Source organism: Burkholderia cenocepacia (assembly GCF_014211915.1).
In the GTDB taxonomy this organism is placed as follows: Bacteria; Pseudomonadota; Gammaproteobacteria; order Burkholderiales; family Burkholderiaceae; genus Burkholderia; species Burkholderia orbicola.
Genome location: NZ_CP060039.1, coordinates 2502635 through 2516846 on the forward strand (window position 1 = coordinate 2502635; position 14212 = coordinate 2516846).

Sequence of the window (14212 nt, forward strand, 5' to 3'; positions counted from 1 at the left end):
GGAGCGAAAGCGCTGAAATCGAACGCGCCATTATCGACAAAGCCGCGTGCCGCCGCCAGCCGCGCGCGCCCCGCCCGTTCAGCGCTCGCGCGAGCCGAGGCCGAGCGCCTTCATCCGCCGGTACAGCGTCCGCTCGCTCAATCCGAGCTGCTCGGCCAGCGCCTTGCGCGTGCCGTCGAACGTGCGCGCGATACGAACCAGCTCGGCATCCGACACGCCGCGCGCGTCCGCCGCCTGCGCGTGCGGCGCCGCCGCTGCCGCGACGAGTTCGGCCGGCAGATGCTCGACGCGGATCGTCCCGTCGTCGGCGAACAGGCACGCGCGTTCGAGCACGTTGCGCAGCTCGCGGATGTTGCCGGGCCACGCATATGCATCGAGGCACGCCCGCGCGCGCTCGGTCAGCGTGAATGGCCGCGCATTCGCGTCGCCCGCGTTGCCGCGCGTGTTCGCGATCCGCCGCAGGATCGATTCGGCCAGCAGCGCGACGTCGCCCTGCCGTTCGCGCAGCGCCGGCAGCGGAATCGGAAACGCGTTGATCCGGTAGTAAAGATCCTGCCGGAACCGGCCGTCGTCGATCATCTCGCGCAGCGGCTTGTGCGTGGCCGCGACCAGCCGGAAATCCGCACGCAGCGCCTCGACGCCGCCCACGCGCCGGAACGTGCCCGATTCGATCAGCCGCAGCAGCTTCACCTGCATCGGCAGCGGCACGTCGCCGATCTCGTCGAGAAACAGCGTGCCGCCCTGCGCGGTTTCGACGAGGCCCGGCTTGCGCTGGTTCGCGCCGGTGAACGCGCCCTTCTCGTAGCCGAACAGTTCGCTCTCGAACAGCGTCTCGGCGATCCCCGAGCAATCGACGACGACGAACGGCCCCATCGCGCGGTCGCTCGCCTCGTGCAGCGCGCGGGCGAACAACTCCTTGCCGGTGCCCGATTCGCCGAGCAGCAGCACCGGCAGCGTCGAGGGTGCCACGCGCTGCAGCGCGCCGAGCGCCGCGTTGAATGCATCGGAGCCGCCGACGAGCCCTTCCGCGCTCGGCTGCGCGGACGCGCTACGCACCGTCGTCAGCCGCTCGACGTACGCGATCACGTTGCCGTGTGCATCGAAGATCGGCCGCAGCTCGACGTCGACATGCTCGGGGCCGCGCGGCGTGTGATGGATGTGCAGCACGCGGTTCAGCCCGCGCGACTCGAGCGCCTGCTTCATCGGGCAATGCTCGCCGGCCTGGTCGCACGGCACGTCGTAGTGGTGCGACACCTGGAAACAGTGCCGGCCCACATGCTCGACGCCGGCCACGCCGAACTGGCGCCGGTACGCATCGTTCGCCGCGAGGATCCGGTAGTCGGGATCGACCACGATCATCGGCTGCGGATCCTGCTCGAGATACGCGACGAGCGCGCGGACGTCCGGCATCGCGGCGCGGCGCGGAACAGGGACGATCGGAATGGTGTCGTGCGGATTCATGCGGCGGCTCGCTCGGCGAAGGGGCGCCCGGACGGACTGCCAGGCTGGCTGCCAATTCTGCCACGACACTGCCAGTTGTGGCAGTCCTCGTCTGCCGCCGGATGTCGCCGCCACTTCCTCAGGGCCGCCGACGCCCCGAAAATCCGTGCTGAATCAAGCCCCTGCCACATCGGCAGATGCTGCGTCGCAGACTGGCACGCTTCTTGAGACAAAGACCGCGATTGCAGATGCAGAACCCGATCGAGGACACCCCGTGAGCAACGCCCCCGCCCTGTCGGTCGAAGGTTTTTTCGACCCGGCCACCCACACCGTCAGCTATCTCCTGCTCGATACGGCGAGCCGCGCGTGCGCGCTGATCGACAGCGTGCTCGACTACGACCCGAAATCCGGCCGCACGCGCACCGCCAGCGCCGACCGGCTGATCGCGCGCGTCGCCGAACTCGGCGCGACCGTGCACTGGCTGCTGGAGACGCACGTCCATGCCGACCACCTGTCGGCCGCGCCCTACCTGAAAGCACGGGTCGGCGGCCAGATCGCGATCGGTTCGCACGTGCGCCGCGTGCAGCACGTGTTCGGCACGCTGTTCAACGCGGGGCCGGGCTTCGCGGAAGACGGCCGCCAGTTCGACCGGCTCGTCGACGACGGCGACACGCTCGCGCTCGGCGCGCTGACGATCCGCGCGCTGCACACGCCGGGCCACACGCCCGCGTGCATGACCTACTGCGTGGACGACGCGACGCAGCGCGTGGCGTTCGTCGGCGACACGCTGTTCATGCCCGACTACGGCACGGCCCGCTGCGACTTCCCCGGCGGCGACGCGCGCACGCTGTACCGCTCGATCGCGCGCGTGCTCGCGCTGCCCACCGACACGCGCCTGTTCCTGTGCCACGACTACCAGCCGGGCGGCCGCGACGTGCAGTTCGTGACGACCGTCGCCGAGCAGCGCCGCGCGAACGTGCACGTGAAGGACGGCGTGAGCGAGGACGATTTCGTCGCGATGCGCACCGCGCGCGACGCGACGCTCGACATGCCGGTGCTGATGTTGCCGTCCGTGCAGGTCAACATGCGCGCCGGCCACCTGCCCGAACCCGAGAACAACGGCGTGCGCTACCTGAAGATTCCGCTCGACGCGATCTGAGTGCTGCACCCCACCGAGAACCCCGACATGACCACCATCCGCAAGCTGACCGACACGCTGTCGGTCTCGCCGCAGATCGCGGCGGCCGACCTGCCCGCGCTTCACGCGGCGGGCATCCGCGCGATCATCTGCAACCGGCCCGACGGCGAAGGCGCCGACCAGCCGACCGTCACCGAAATCCGCGCGGCCGCCACGCCGCTCGGCATCGACGTGCATTACCTGCCGGTCGATACCGGCAAGGTGACCGACGACCAGGCCGCGCGGTTCGGCGCGCTCGTCGCGTCGCTCGACGGGCCTGTACTCGCGTACTGCCGCAGCGGCACGCGCTCGGCCACGCTGTGGGCGCTGTCGCAGGCGGGGCTGCGTCCGCTGGACCACCTCGTCGCCACCGCCGGCGCAGCCGGCTACGACCTGAGCGCGCTTGCATCGCGTGTCACGCAAAACAGCCGCCACACGGCGCCGGCCGTCGACGCACGGCACGACATCGTGATCGTCGGCGCCGGTGCGGCCGGCATCGCCGTCGCGTCGAGCCTGCTCGCGCGCGACGCGTCGCTCGACATCGCGGTGATCGATCCCGCCGACGTCCACTATTACCAGCCCGGCTGGACGATGGTCGGCGCGGGCGTGTTCCAGCCCGGCACTACCGCGCGGCCGATGACCGACGTGCTGCCGCGCGGCGTGCACCGCATCCGGGCCGCCGTCGCGGGCTTCGAGCCCGACGCGCACGTCGTGGTGCTCGACGGCTGCCGGCGCATCGGTTATCGCAAGCTCGTCGTATGCCCGGGGCTCAAGCTCGACTGGCACGCGATCGACGGCCTCGCCGACACGCTCGGCCACAACGGCGTCACGTCGAACTATCGCTACGATCTCGCGCCGTACACGTGGGAGCTCGTGCGCGCGTTCCGCGGCGGCAATGCGCTCTTCACGCAGCCGCCGATGCCGATCAAGTGCGCGGGCGCGCCGCAAAAGGCGATGTACCTGTCGTGCGATCACTGGCGGCGCACGGGGCGCCTCGACGCCGCGAACGTCGAATTCCTGAATGCGGGCGGCGCGTTGTTCGGCGTCGCCGATTACGTACCCGCGCTGATGGAGTACGTGGAAAGCTACGACATCGCGCTGTCGTTCGGCCACAACCTCGTCGCGATCGACGGGCCCGCGCGCCGTGCGACGTTCTCGCACGCGCTGCCCAACGGCGGCAAGGAAACCGTCGAGCGTTCGTTCGACATGATCCACGTCGTGCCGCCGCAGAAGGCGCCCGATTTCGTGCGTGCGAGCCCGCTCGCCGACGCGGCCGGCTGGATCGACGTCGATCCGGCGACGCTGCGCCACAAGCAGTTCGAGGACATCTACGCGCTCGGCGACGTCACCAACACGACCAATGCGAAAACGGCCGCGGCTGCCCGCAAGCAGGCGCCCGTCGTCGCGCACAACCTGCTCGCATCGCTCGGCCGCGCGTACGGCGACGCCGCCTACGACGGCTACGGCTCGTGCCCGCTCACCGTCGAGCGCGGCAAGATCGTGCTCGCCGAATTCCTCTACGGCGGCAAGGTCGCGCCGACCTTCCCCGCGTGGCTCATCGACGGCAAACGCCCGTCGCGGCTCGCGTGGCTGCTCAAGGAGCGCGTGCTGCCGCCGCTCTACTGGAAGGCGATGCTCAAGGGCCGCGAATGGCTCGCGAAGCCCGCGATCGCCCGTTGACCGGAGCACGATGACGTCATGCTGATTTCCCTCGTACTCGGCGGCTTCGTCGGCGCCGTGCTCGGTTTGACCGGCGCCGGCGGCGGCATTCTCGCGGTGCCCGCGCTCGTCGTCGGGATGAGCTGGCCGATGCAGCAGGCCACGCCGGTCGCGCTCGTCGCGGTGGCGGGCAGCGCCGCGCTCGGCGCGCTCGAAGGTTTTCGCCGCGGGCTCGTGCGCTACCGCGCGGCGCTGCTGATGGCCGTGGCCGGCGTGCCGCTGACCACGCTCGGCGTGCGGCTCGCGCACGTGCTGCCGCAGCGCCTGCTGCTCACGCTGTTCGCGCTGACGATGCTGGTCGTCGCCGCTCGCCTGCTGCGACAGGCACTGCGGCGGCAGGCGGCCGATACGGACGCGTCGCCGCTATGCGTCGGCCGCGTGAATCCCGATACGGGCCGGCTCGTGTGGTCGTGGCCCGTGGGCATCGCGCTGGCGTCGACCGGCGCGGTCACGGGCTTGATGACGGGGTTGCTCGGCGTCGGCGGCGGCTTCGTGATCGTGCCGATGCTGCGCAAGTTCACGAACGTGTCGATGCATGGCGTGGTCGCGACGTCGCTGATGGTGATCGCGCTGGTCGGCACCGGCGGCGTGCTTGCAACGCTCGTGTCGGGCACGCGCGCGCCGCTCGACGTGACGCTGTGGTTCACCGTCGCGACCGCGCTCGGCATGGCCGCCGGCCGCGGTGCGTCGCGCCACCTCGCCGCACGGCATGTGCAGGCCGGTTTCGCGGCCGTGCTCGTGTGTGTCGCGCTCGGCTTGCTGGCCAAGGCGGCGTTCGGCGCATGAACGACGGCGACGCGCCGGCGATCGTTACGCGCCGCCAAAACAAAACGCCCGGGCCGACTCGTCGTCGGCACCGGGCGTTTTTCATGATGGCCGCAATCGGCGTGTCAGGCCGCGAACCCCGCCAGCCGCTTGCGCTCCTGACGCAGCATCACGAAGTTCGCGATCACGACGCCGGCCGTCACCGCGATGATGAACAGCGTCGCGAGCGCGTTCATCTCCGGGTTCAGGCCGAGGCGCACGCGCGAGAACACGACGAGCGGCAGCGTCGTCGAGCCGGGGCCCGACAGGAACGCCGACAGCACGAGGTCGTCGATCGACAGCGTGAACGACAGCAGCCAGCCCGCGATCAGCGCCTGCGAGATCAGCGGCAGCGTGATCGTGAAGAACACCTTCAGCGGTGTCGCGCCGAGATCGAGCGCGGCTTCTTCCAGCGACGGGTTCAGCTCGCGCACGCGCGACTGCACGATGATCGCGACGTACGAGATGCACAGCATCACGTGGCCGAGCCAGATCGTGAACACGCCGCGCTCGGCCGGCCAGCCGATCCACTTCGCCAGCTCGATGAACAGCAGCAGCAGCGAGATCCCCTGGATCACCTCGGGAATCACGAGCGGCGCGTTGATCATCCCGCTGAACAGTGCGAAGCCGCGAAAGCGCCCCATCCGCGCGAGCACGAAGCCGGCCCACGTGCCGATGAACACCGACGCGAACGCGGTCAGCACGCCGATCTTCAGCGACAGCCACGCGGCCGTCAGCAGCTCGTCGTCCTCGACGAGCGCCGCGTACCAGCGGAACGAGAAGCCCGACCACACGGTGACGAGCTTCGACTCGTTGAACGAATAGACGATCAGGCTGATGATCGGGATGTACAGGAACGCAAAGCCGACGAACAGCGCCGCGAACTGCAGGTAGCGATTCGGCTTCATCGACGGCCTCCCTGTTCCTTCGCCTGGAAGTGCTGGAACATCGCCATCGGCACGAGCAGCAGCAGCACCATCGCGCAGGTCACGGCAGACGCCATCGGCCAGTCCGCGTTGTTGAAGAACTCGTTCCACATCACGCGGCCGATCATCAGCGTATTCGCGCCGCCGAGCAGCTCCGGAATCACGTACTCGCCGACCGCCGGGATGAACACCAGCAGGCTACCCGCGATGATGCCGTTCTTCGACAGCGGCAGCGTGATCTGCACGAACGCCTTCCACGGCTTCGCGCCGAGGTCGTAAGCGGCTTCGAGCAGGCGCAGGTCCATCTTCACGAGGTGCGCATAGAGCGGCATCACGAGGAACGGCAGGTACGAATACACCATCCCGATGTACACCGCGTAATTCGTGCGGTACAGCTCGATCGGCGTATGCGTGAGCCCGATCCACATCAGGAAGTTGTTCAGGAGCCCGTTGTTCTTCAGGATGCCGATCCACGCATATACGCGGATCAGGAACGACGTCCAGAACGGCAGCATCACGCCCATCATCAGCAGGTTGCGGGTGGCCGGGTTCGAGCGTGCGATGTAGTACGCCATCGGGTAGCCGAGCAGCAAGCACAGCAACGTCGTGATCGCGGCGACCCACACCGAGTTCACGTAGGTCGCGAAATACAGGCTGTCCGTGAACAGGAACGCGTAGTGCGACAGGTTCAGCGCGATGTGCACGACGCCGTCCGCGTACGACGCGAGCTCCGTATACGGCGGGATACCGAGCTGCAGCTCCGCGAAGCTGATCTTCACGACCAGCACGAACGGCACGAGGAAGAACAGCACGAGCCACGTGAACGGCCCGGCCACGACCGCCGTGGCGCCCGTCAGGTTGAAGCGCCGCACCGGCCACTCGAGCAGGGACTTGAACGCGTTCATGACGTCAGCACCACGCCGGCGGTCGCGCTCCAGCGCACGTAGATCTCGTCGCCGAGCGCCGGCGTGTCGAGTTCGGAAATCGCGAGGCTCGACACGTTCGCGATCACCGTCTTGCCGCCGTCGAGCTTCACGTGATACAGCGAATAGCCGCCCATGTACGCGACATTGCTGATCCGGCCGCGCGCCCAGTTGAACGCGCCTTCGGGCGGCTTGCGCGTGAGCGCGATCCGCTCGGGGCGCACCGACACGGTGACCGGCATCCCGAGCGGGCCCGAGATCCCGTGGCTCACGTACAGCCGGCTCGGCAGTTCCGGCGATTCGATGTACACGTGATCGGGCTCGTCCTCGACCGTCACGCCGTCGAACAGGTTCGTCGAGCCGATGAATTCGGCCGAGAAGCGGCTGTTCGGGTATTCGTACACTTCGTTCGGCGAGCCGATCTGCACGATCTGGCCTTCGCTCATCACCGCCAGGCGGTTCGCCATCGTCATCGCCTCTTCCTGGTCGTGCGTAACCATGATGCAGGTGACGCCGACCTTGTTCAGGATGTTGACGAGTTCGATCTGCGTGCGCTGGCGAATCTGCTTGTCGAGCGCGGACATCGGCTCGTCGAGCAGCAGCAGCTTCGGGCGCTTGACCAGCGAGCGGGCCAACGCAACACGCTGCTGCTGGCCGCCGGAGAGTTGATGCGGCTTGCGCTTTGCGTACTTGCCCATCTGCACGAGTTCGAGCGCGGATGCGACGCGCGCCTTCAGCTCGGCCTTCGGCGTGCCTTCCTGCTTCAGCCCGAACGCGACGTTCGACTCGACCGACATGTGCGGGAACAGCGCATACGACTGGAACATCATGTTCACGGGCCGCTTGTACGGCGGCATCTGCGCGAGGTCCTCGCCGTCGATCAGGATCTTGCCCGACGTGACCGTCTCGAGGCCCGCGAGCATCCGCAGCAACGTCGACTTGCCGCAGCCCGAGCTGCCGAGCAGCGCGAACAGCTCGCCCTGGCGCACGGTCAGGTTGACGCTGCGCACGGCTTCGGTGTCGCCGAATTTCTTGACGACGTCGACGATCTGGACAAAGTTCTCGGCGCGCGCATCGGCGCCGGAGGAGGAAACGGAGAACGGCGCGCCCGCGACCGGCGCGCCCGACTGGCTATTCATGATGTGCTGCTTCTCTCCTGCGTTAGACGAACAAAGCCCCCGGGGCACCAGGGGCTTCATGACTGCTGATTCACTTCGGCTCGCGTCAGCGGCCCGACTTCAGCTCGGTCCACAGACGCGTCTGCAGACGCTGGATTTCGGGCGGCAGCGGCTTGAGCAGGAACAGCGTCTTCACGACGTCGGCCGGCGGGTAGACGGCCGGATCGTTCGCGACGTCGGGCCGCACGTACTTGCGTGCCTCGGCGTTGGCGCTCGGGTAGTACACCGCGTTGGTGATCGCCGCGTGCACCTTCGGATCCTCGATGTAGTTGATCCACTGCAGCGCGGCTTCCTTGTTCTTCGCATCCTTCGGGATCGCCATCACGTCGAACCACACCGGCGCGCCGCCCTTCGGAATGTAGTACTCGATCTTGTACGGCTTCTTCGCCTCGATCGCGCGATGCTTCGCGATCACGACATCGCCCGACCAGCCGAACGCGAAGCAGATGTCGCCGCCGACCAGGTCGTTGATGTAGCCCGACGAGTTGAATTGCGTGATGTATGGACGGATCTTCTTCAGCACGTCCATCGCGGCCTTGTAGTCGGCCGGGTTCGTGCTCATCGGGTCCTTGCCGATGTAGTGCAGCGCCGCCGCGAACATCTGGTCGGGCGCGTCGAGCACCGACACGCCGCAGGTCTTCAGCTTCGCGAGGTTTTCCGGCTTGAACAGGATGTCCCAGTTGTCGAGCGGCACCTTGCCGAGCGCCTGCTGCGCCTTCGTCAGGTTGTACGCGAGGCCGGTCGTGCCGTATGCCCAGGGCACCGAGTACTTGTTGCCCGGGTCCGCGCCGGCGACGAGCGCCATCAGTTGCGGATCGAGATACTTGAGGTTCGGCAGCTTCGACTTGTCGAGCGGCGCGAAGATGCCGGCGGCGATCTGCTTGCCCGCGTAGTTGCTGGTCGGCACGACGATGTCGTAGCCCGAGCTGCCCGTCAGCAGCTTCGCCTGCAGCGTGTCGTCGCTGTCGTAGTTGTCGTAGCGGACCTTGACGCCCGCCTGCTTCTCGAAGTTCGGGATCGTGTCCTTCGCAATGTAGTCCGACCAGTTATAGATATTGAGCTGCGTATCCTTCGCCGCCGCCGCCGACGCACCCACGCACAGCGCGAGCGCTGCGAACCGGCCCACTACCTTTGCTTTCATCCCGTTCTCCCTCCGGCCGGACACGTTGCCCGGCTGCCGTCTGCCTCGTCATGGCGGCGCATTCTGGCGCGCCGCCCCTCGAAAACCCCGAAAACTACCATCATTCGCGCCCCGTCACAAAAAAATCATGCCGGTGTCGCGCAAACGGAACAGATTCCCGCCGCCGGCCCGTCGGGCCGCCCGTGCGGCGGGGCGTTCCGGGGGAATTCTATCGGGTAATCGGCGGCTGTCCACCGGGAAAAACGGACAGCGGCGAAGCTGCGTTCGCGTGCCGGGTGCGCCCGCCCGGCGACCGCGCTCGACGCGCGGCCGCACTGTCCCGATCCCGCGCCGGGACGGCACGCCGGCGCGAGCGTCCGGCCGGGTCGCCGCGATGCATTAAAATGGCGGCTGACGATTCAACTGCGCGAACCCTCCCGATGGCCTCCAATCTTCACGATCTTCCCGACAGCCCCTGCATCGGCGTGTGCTCGACGCTCTTCGACGAAGTCTGCAAGGGCTGCGGCCGCACGGCCGCCGAAGTCTCGAACTGGGTATTCCTGAGCGACGACGAAAAGCGCGCGGTGTGGGAGCGCATCACGCGCGAAGGCACCGCGATGCGCTTCCAGTACGACAAGCTGTAAACCGGCCGCCCATAAAAAAAGCGGCATGCAGACCGCCATGCCGCCAACCCCAACTCTGTTCTTGTTCCGTCGCGTCTAGAACTTCATCCCCACGCCCACGCCGACGATCAACGGATCGATGTGCAGCGTGCCGATGCCCTTGTCGCCCAGCGTCGCATCGGTGCTCATCCAGATCTTCTTCACGTCGACGTTCATGAACACCTTCTTCGTCAATTGCACGTCCACGCCGAACTGCAACGCGGGGCCGAAGCTGCTCTTGTTGATCGACACGCCCTCCCCGCCGACGTTGAGCCCGTTGTTGTAGAAGTACGTGTAGTTCAACCCGGCGCCGACGTACGGGCGCACCTTGCCCGCATGGTTGAAGTGATACTGCAGCAAGAGTGTCGGCGGCAGCACGCCCACGCCGCCGAGATTGCCGAGGCTCGACGTCAGCTGATGCCGCGACGTGCCGAGGATCAGCTCGACGCCGAGGTAGTCGCGGATCATGTACGTGAAGTCGAGCTCGGGCACGATCGCGTTATTCACGCCGGTGTTGATCGCGCCGAGCGTGTCGCTCGCGCGCTCGTTCGGCTGGATGCTGATCGCGCGCAGCCGGACCAGTACGTCCCCCTGGTTGATGCCGTCGCCCGGCGACGCCGCGTGCGACAGCGACGGCATCGCAATGGCGGCCGCGACGACGACGGCGGTGGCACAAGTTCGAATCGTTTTATGCATGGTACGGACCCCCAAAGAATGGTTTCCATTCTCCCTGTAGGGTCTTTTCGTCATCTTGATATTGGTCAAGCCAGCGTAAACGTGGGACGGTTTGCCGCAGGCTCGGTCGCACTGCCCGTCAGCAGCAGGTCGAGCAGATCGCGCACGCTGCGGATCGCACGGCCGAACGGCAATGCTTCGCGGCCGCGGAAGAACAGCCCGTTCGCGACGTCGCCGCGCAGCGCGGCCGCGAGCCGCGTGTCGATGCAGAAGTGGCCGAACTTCTCGATGCCGTCGCGCAGTCCGCATACGCTTAGGCATTCGAGCGCGGTCGGGCAACGCTGCTTGAACGCGCCTAGCTTGTTGCGAATGCGCGTCTCGTTGCGCAGGTAACGATCGAGCCACGGCGTCTTCACCGCACGCGCGGGCAGGCCCGTCACGCTGACGAATTCGACGATGTCATCGGGCGTCGCATCGGCGAGCACGCGCTTGAAGTGCGGATGCGCGTCGCCCTCTTCGGTCACCGCGAACGGCGTCCCCACCTGCACGCCATTCGCGCCGGCCGCGAACGCCGCGCGCACCGTGTCGTGACTGTTGATCCCGCCGGCCACGATCAGCGGGATCGTGTCGCGCGCGATGCCGAGCGACGCCATCACCTGCGCGGTCTCGTCCAGCACGCGCGCGAAATCGAAGCGGGCATCGTGCATGTCGTCGATCTGCGTGACGCCGAGGTGGCCGCCCGCGTGCGCCGGATGCTCGATCACGATCGCATCGGGCAGGCGTCCCTTCTTCATCCACTTCTTCAGCACCAGCGCGATCCCGCGGCTGTCCGACAGGATCGGGATCAGCGCGATGTCGTGCCCTTGCGTGAGGTCGGGCAGGTCGAGCGGCAGGCCCGCACCCATCACGATCGCATCCGCGCCCTCGTCGCACGCGACCCGCACGTAGTCCGCCTGCGCGCTCACCGCCTTCATCACGTTGACCGCGATCATCCCGCGCCCTTCGCTGTACGTTTTCGCGAGACGGATCTCGCGCGCGAGCGCGTCGAGGTTCGCCGCCTCGAGCGTCGCGCGATCGGGTTGCGCGCGACACCGCGCGAGCAGATCCGCATGATGGTGACGCAGGTCGATGCTCGCGATCGTGCCGACCGCGCCTTCGCGCGCGACGCTGCCCGCCAGCCGGTGCGCGGAGATGCCGACGCCCATGCCGCCCTGCACGACGGGCAGCAAGGTGCGGCCGCGGATCGTCAGCGGCGGAAAGGAAGTGCGTACGGTCATCTGAAACCTCGTCGGAACATCGGAACCGCGATGATCGACGATCCACCGCCGCGCACCTTGACGGCCGTCAATAAAAAACGGCACGCAAGCGTGCCGTTTTTCCGGTTCGGGCCGCGCGCGGCGTTCAGGCCGGCTTCGCCGGCTTCAACTGCATCGACTTGTACTCGAGATACTCGTCGAGCCCGTACACGCCGTTCTCGCGGCCGTACCCCGACTGCTTGAAGCCGCCGAACGGCGCGGCGCCGTTCCACGTGCCGCCGTTGATGTCGACCTGCCCGGTGCGGATGCGGCGCGCGACGCGCATCGCGCGTTCGTCGCTGCCGGCCCACACCGCGCCGCCGAGCCCGTACGGCGAATCGTTCGCGATGCGCACGGCCTCGTCTTCATCGCGATAGGTGATGATCGACAGCACCGGCCCGAAGATCTCTTCCTGCGCGATCGTCGCTTTCGGATCGACCCGGCCGAACACGGTCGGCTTCACGAAGAAGCCCTTCGCGAGCCCTTCCGGCAAGCCGGTGCCGCCCGTCACGAGTTCCGCGCCTTCGTCGATGCCGCGCTGGATGTAGGCCTGCACGCGCTGCTGCTGCGCGGCCGACGCCAGCGCGCCGAGGCGCGTCGCGTCCTGCCGCGGGTCGCCCGCGACGTACGCTTCGGCCGCCGTCTTCGCGAGCTCGCGCGCTTCGTCGTAGCGGGCCTCCGGCACCAGCATCCGCGTATGCGCGGAGCAGGTCTGCCCCGCGTTCAGGTAGCACGCGTTGACCGTGCCCTTCACCGCCGTCGCGAAATCGGCATCGTCGAGGATCACCGACGCCGACTTGCCGCCCAGCTCCAGCGCGACGCGCTTGACGCCCGCGGCCGCCAGCTCGGCCACGCGCTTGCCCGCGCGCGTCGAGCCGGTGAACGACACCATGTCGACGTCCGGATCGGTGGCCAGCACCTCGCCGACGACCGGGCCATACCCGCACACGAGGTTGAACACGCCGGCCGGCAGCCCGGCCTCGTGGATCGCTTCGGCGAGCATGAACGCGTTGAGCGGCGCGACTTCGGACGGCTTCAGCACCACCGTGCAGCCGGCCGCGAGCGCCGGCGCGACCTTCAACGTGACCTGGTTGAGCGGGTAGTTCCACGGCGTGATCGCCGCGACGACGCCGACCGGTTCGCGCACCACCAGCGAATTGCCGACCTGCGCCTCGAATTCGAACGATTCGGCCAGCTTCGCGTACGCCTTCCAGTTGTAGATCGGGCCGCCGACCTGGATCGCGCGCGACAGCTTGATCGGCATGCCGACTTCGCCGGTGATCGACTGCGCGAGTTCCTCGCTGCGCGCCTGCAGGCGCTCGACGATCTTGCGCAGGTAGCCCGCGCGCGTCGCGGCCGGCGTGGCCGCCCACGCATCGAACGCCGCGCGCGCCGCGCGGATCGCGTCCTGCGCGTCGGACGCGACGCCCTCGGGAATCCGGCCGATCACGGCTTCGGTGCCCGAATCGATCACGTCGATGGTGCCGGTGCCGGCCGGTTGTCGCCATGCGCCGTCGATGTAGAACTGGTCGTAGATTTTCATCGTGTTCCGCCTCCAGGGAAGCCGCCATTCTAGCGAGCGTTTCGGTGACTGGTGTGACGAATGACAGCCGTTCGAAAAGGCCGGCACGCCCGCGCGCCGCAGCTCCGCCGTCCGCCGCGCATGGCCGGGAAGGCATTCGTCGGGCCGCCGCCACGTCAGCATCCGCCCGGGTGCGCGGCCGGGCCCGCATCGTGCTATGTTTTTATTATCGGCATCGGCCCTTTGCGGCCGGCGCCGCCCGGAATCGACGCACTTCGTGAGCGCTGCCATGTCCGACGCATCCCATACCCTCGGCTCGCAAGACCGCCTGGAGCTGCTTTGCTGGCTCACCTGCGGCAACCTCGGCGCGTTTTACCTCAACGAATCATGGCCGGACGCCGCGTTCCAGGTGCAGGCCGCGCACCGCTGGCTCGACCGCCATCACCGCCAGGCCGACTGGCTGTCGGTCGCCAAGCTCGCGGCGCTCGCGCAGGACATCGCGAAGCGGCATGCGGGGTTCGTCGACGCGTCGTGGGCGCGCGACGCGGTCGAGGAAATCGTCGATACCGACGATCTCGACTATCGGGCCAAACTCGTGCAATGGGTGTACGAAGACTGCTGCAAGGCGCTCGCGGACAAGCGGCTGGCGGATTGAGCCGCGCAGTCGCCGCCTTGCGCCTTGCGCGGGTCGCGGCATCGACTCGCGCGACGTGCTTTTCGCCGTGACGAACGTCACGGCCGGAATGACTGACGGGGAGGCGGCACCTGCGC

The 14212-nt window shown here is 67.8% G+C and carries 13 protein-coding genes; 5 read left to right on the plus strand and 8 right to left on the minus strand.

All coding sequences use genetic code 11. The features are described from left to right. Nucleotides 1–78: 78 nt before the first annotated feature. Nucleotides 79–1461, minus strand: a complete 1383-nt coding sequence (locus tag SY91_RS11900; protein ID WP_185920928.1) for a sigma-54 interaction domain-containing protein — start codon at nt 1459–1461, stop codon at nt 79–81. Between the two features lie 253 nt (nt 1462–1714). Here SY91_RS11900 and SY91_RS11905 point away from each other — a divergent pair, with 253 nt between their 5' ends. From SY91_RS11905 to SY91_RS11915, 3 genes are read left to right on the plus strand one after another with little or no spacing between them, the layout of a single operon-like run. Further along, nucleotides 1715–2599 (plus strand): MBL fold metallo-hydrolase, encoded by an 885-nt coding sequence (locus SY91_RS11905; RefSeq protein ID WP_185920929.1) that lies wholly within the window; start codon nt 1715–1717, stop codon nt 2597–2599. Nucleotides 2600–2626: 27 nt separating this feature from the next. After that, nucleotides 2627–4297 (plus strand): bifunctional protein tyrosine phosphatase family protein/NAD(P)/FAD-dependent oxidoreductase, encoded by a 1671-nt coding sequence (locus SY91_RS11910; protein ID WP_185921154.1) that lies wholly within the window; start codon nt 2627–2629, stop codon nt 4295–4297. A gap of 18 nt (nt 4298–4315) precedes the next feature. Then, entirely contained in the window at nt 4316–5122 is an 807-nt protein-coding gene (locus SY91_RS11915; protein WP_006475949.1) for a sulfite exporter TauE/SafE family protein, read from the plus strand. A gap of 104 nt (nt 5123–5226) precedes the next feature. Here SY91_RS11915 and SY91_RS11920 read toward each other — a convergent pair whose 3' ends face one another. The 4 genes from SY91_RS11920 to SY91_RS11935 form a co-directional block, all read right to left on the minus strand. Beyond that, nucleotides 5227–6048: an ABC transporter permease subunit gene (locus tag SY91_RS11920; protein WP_006475948.1), complete on the minus strand. Its 822-nt coding sequence runs from the start codon at nt 6046–6048 to the stop codon at nt 5227–5229. Beyond that, nucleotides 6045–6971 (minus strand): ABC transporter permease subunit, encoded by a 927-nt coding sequence (locus tag SY91_RS11925; protein WP_006475947.1) that lies wholly within the window; start codon nt 6969–6971, stop codon nt 6045–6047. The genes SY91_RS11920 and SY91_RS11925 overlap by 4 nt, the downstream gene beginning before the upstream one ends. Further along, entirely contained in the window at nt 6968–8128 is a 1161-nt protein-coding gene (locus SY91_RS11930) for an ABC transporter ATP-binding protein (protein ID WP_006488129.1), read from the minus strand. Before SY91_RS11930 ends, SY91_RS11925 begins: the two co-directional genes overlap by 4 nt. Before the next feature lie 85 nt (nt 8129–8213). Beyond that, the gene (locus SY91_RS11935; protein ID WP_124477826.1) at nt 8214–9308 is read right to left on the minus strand and encodes a polyamine ABC transporter substrate-binding protein; all 1095 of its coding nucleotides are present in this window, start codon (nt 9306–9308) and stop codon (nt 8214–8216) included. Nucleotides 9309–9727: 419 nt separating this feature from the next. On the opposite strand from SY91_RS11935, the gene SY91_RS11940 reads away from it, so the two are divergent. Further along, nucleotides 9728–9931, plus strand: coding sequence for a DUF1289 domain-containing protein (locus tag SY91_RS11940; RefSeq protein ID WP_006493160.1), 204 nt, complete (start codon nt 9728–9730; stop codon nt 9929–9931). A 75-nt stretch (nt 9932–10006) separates the two neighbouring features. On the opposite strand, the gene SY91_RS11945 is transcribed toward SY91_RS11940, so the two are convergent. The 3 genes from SY91_RS11945 to SY91_RS11955 form a co-directional block, all read right to left on the minus strand. Further along, nucleotides 10007–10645, minus strand: a complete 639-nt coding sequence (locus tag SY91_RS11945) for an OmpW/AlkL family protein (protein ID WP_185920930.1) — start codon at nt 10643–10645, stop codon at nt 10007–10009. A gap of 65 nt (nt 10646–10710) precedes the next feature. Continuing rightward, a complete protein-coding gene (locus SY91_RS11950) occupies nt 10711–11901 on the minus strand; it encodes an NAD(P)H-dependent flavin oxidoreductase (protein WP_027806546.1) in 1191 nt (396 codons plus the stop codon). 124 nt (nt 11902–12025) lie between these two features. After that, a complete protein-coding gene (locus SY91_RS11955) occupies nt 12026–13462 on the minus strand; it encodes an aldehyde dehydrogenase family protein (protein ID WP_034174112.1) in 1437 nt (478 codons plus the stop codon). A 268-nt stretch (nt 13463–13730) separates the two neighbouring features. Between SY91_RS11955 and SY91_RS11960 the strand changes: the two genes are divergently transcribed. After that, nucleotides 13731–14096, plus strand: a complete 366-nt coding sequence (locus SY91_RS11960; RefSeq protein ID WP_011549733.1) for a hypothetical protein — start codon at nt 13731–13733, stop codon at nt 14094–14096. The last annotated feature ends 116 nt before the right edge of the window (nt 14097–14212 follow it).

Coding starts and splice junctions, on each gene's coding strand:
- SY91_RS11910 (WP_185921154.1), top strand. CDS start 2,627: ATGACCACCATCCGCAAGCTGACCGACACGCTGTCGGTCTCGCCGCAG.
- SY91_RS11925 (WP_006475947.1), bottom strand. CDS start 6,971: ATGAACGCGTTCAAGTCCCTGCTCGAGTGGCCGGTGCGGCGCTTCAAC.
- SY91_RS11950 (WP_027806546.1), bottom strand. CDS start 11,901: ATGACCGTACGCACTTCCTTTCCGCCGCTGACGATCCGCGGCCGCACC.
- SY91_RS11955 (WP_034174112.1), bottom strand. CDS start 13,462: ATGAAAATCTACGACCAGTTCTACATCGACGGCGCATGGCGACAACCG.
- SY91_RS11930 (WP_006488129.1), bottom strand. CDS start 8,128: ATGAATAGCCAGTCGGGCGCGCCGGTCGCGGGCGCGCCGTTCTCCGTT.
- SY91_RS11945 (WP_185920930.1), bottom strand. CDS start 10,645: ATGCATAAAACGATTCGAACTTGTGCCACCGCCGTCGTCGTCGCGGCC.
- SY91_RS11915 (WP_006475949.1), top strand. CDS start 4,316: ATGCTGATTTCCCTCGTACTCGGCGGCTTCGTCGGCGCCGTGCTCGGT.
- SY91_RS11960 (WP_011549733.1), top strand. CDS start 13,731: ATGTCCGACGCATCCCATACCCTCGGCTCGCAAGACCGCCTGGAGCTG.
- SY91_RS11920 (WP_006475948.1), bottom strand. CDS start 6,048: ATGAAGCCGAATCGCTACCTGCAGTTCGCGGCGCTGTTCGTCGGCTTT.
- SY91_RS11900 (WP_185920928.1), bottom strand. CDS start 1,461: ATGAATCCGCACGACACCATTCCGATCGTCCCTGTTCCGCGCCGCGCC.
- SY91_RS11940 (WP_006493160.1), top strand. CDS start 9,728: ATGGCCTCCAATCTTCACGATCTTCCCGACAGCCCCTGCATCGGCGTG.
- SY91_RS11935 (WP_124477826.1), bottom strand. CDS start 9,308: ATGAAAGCAAAGGTAGTGGGCCGGTTCGCAGCGCTCGCGCTGTGCGTG.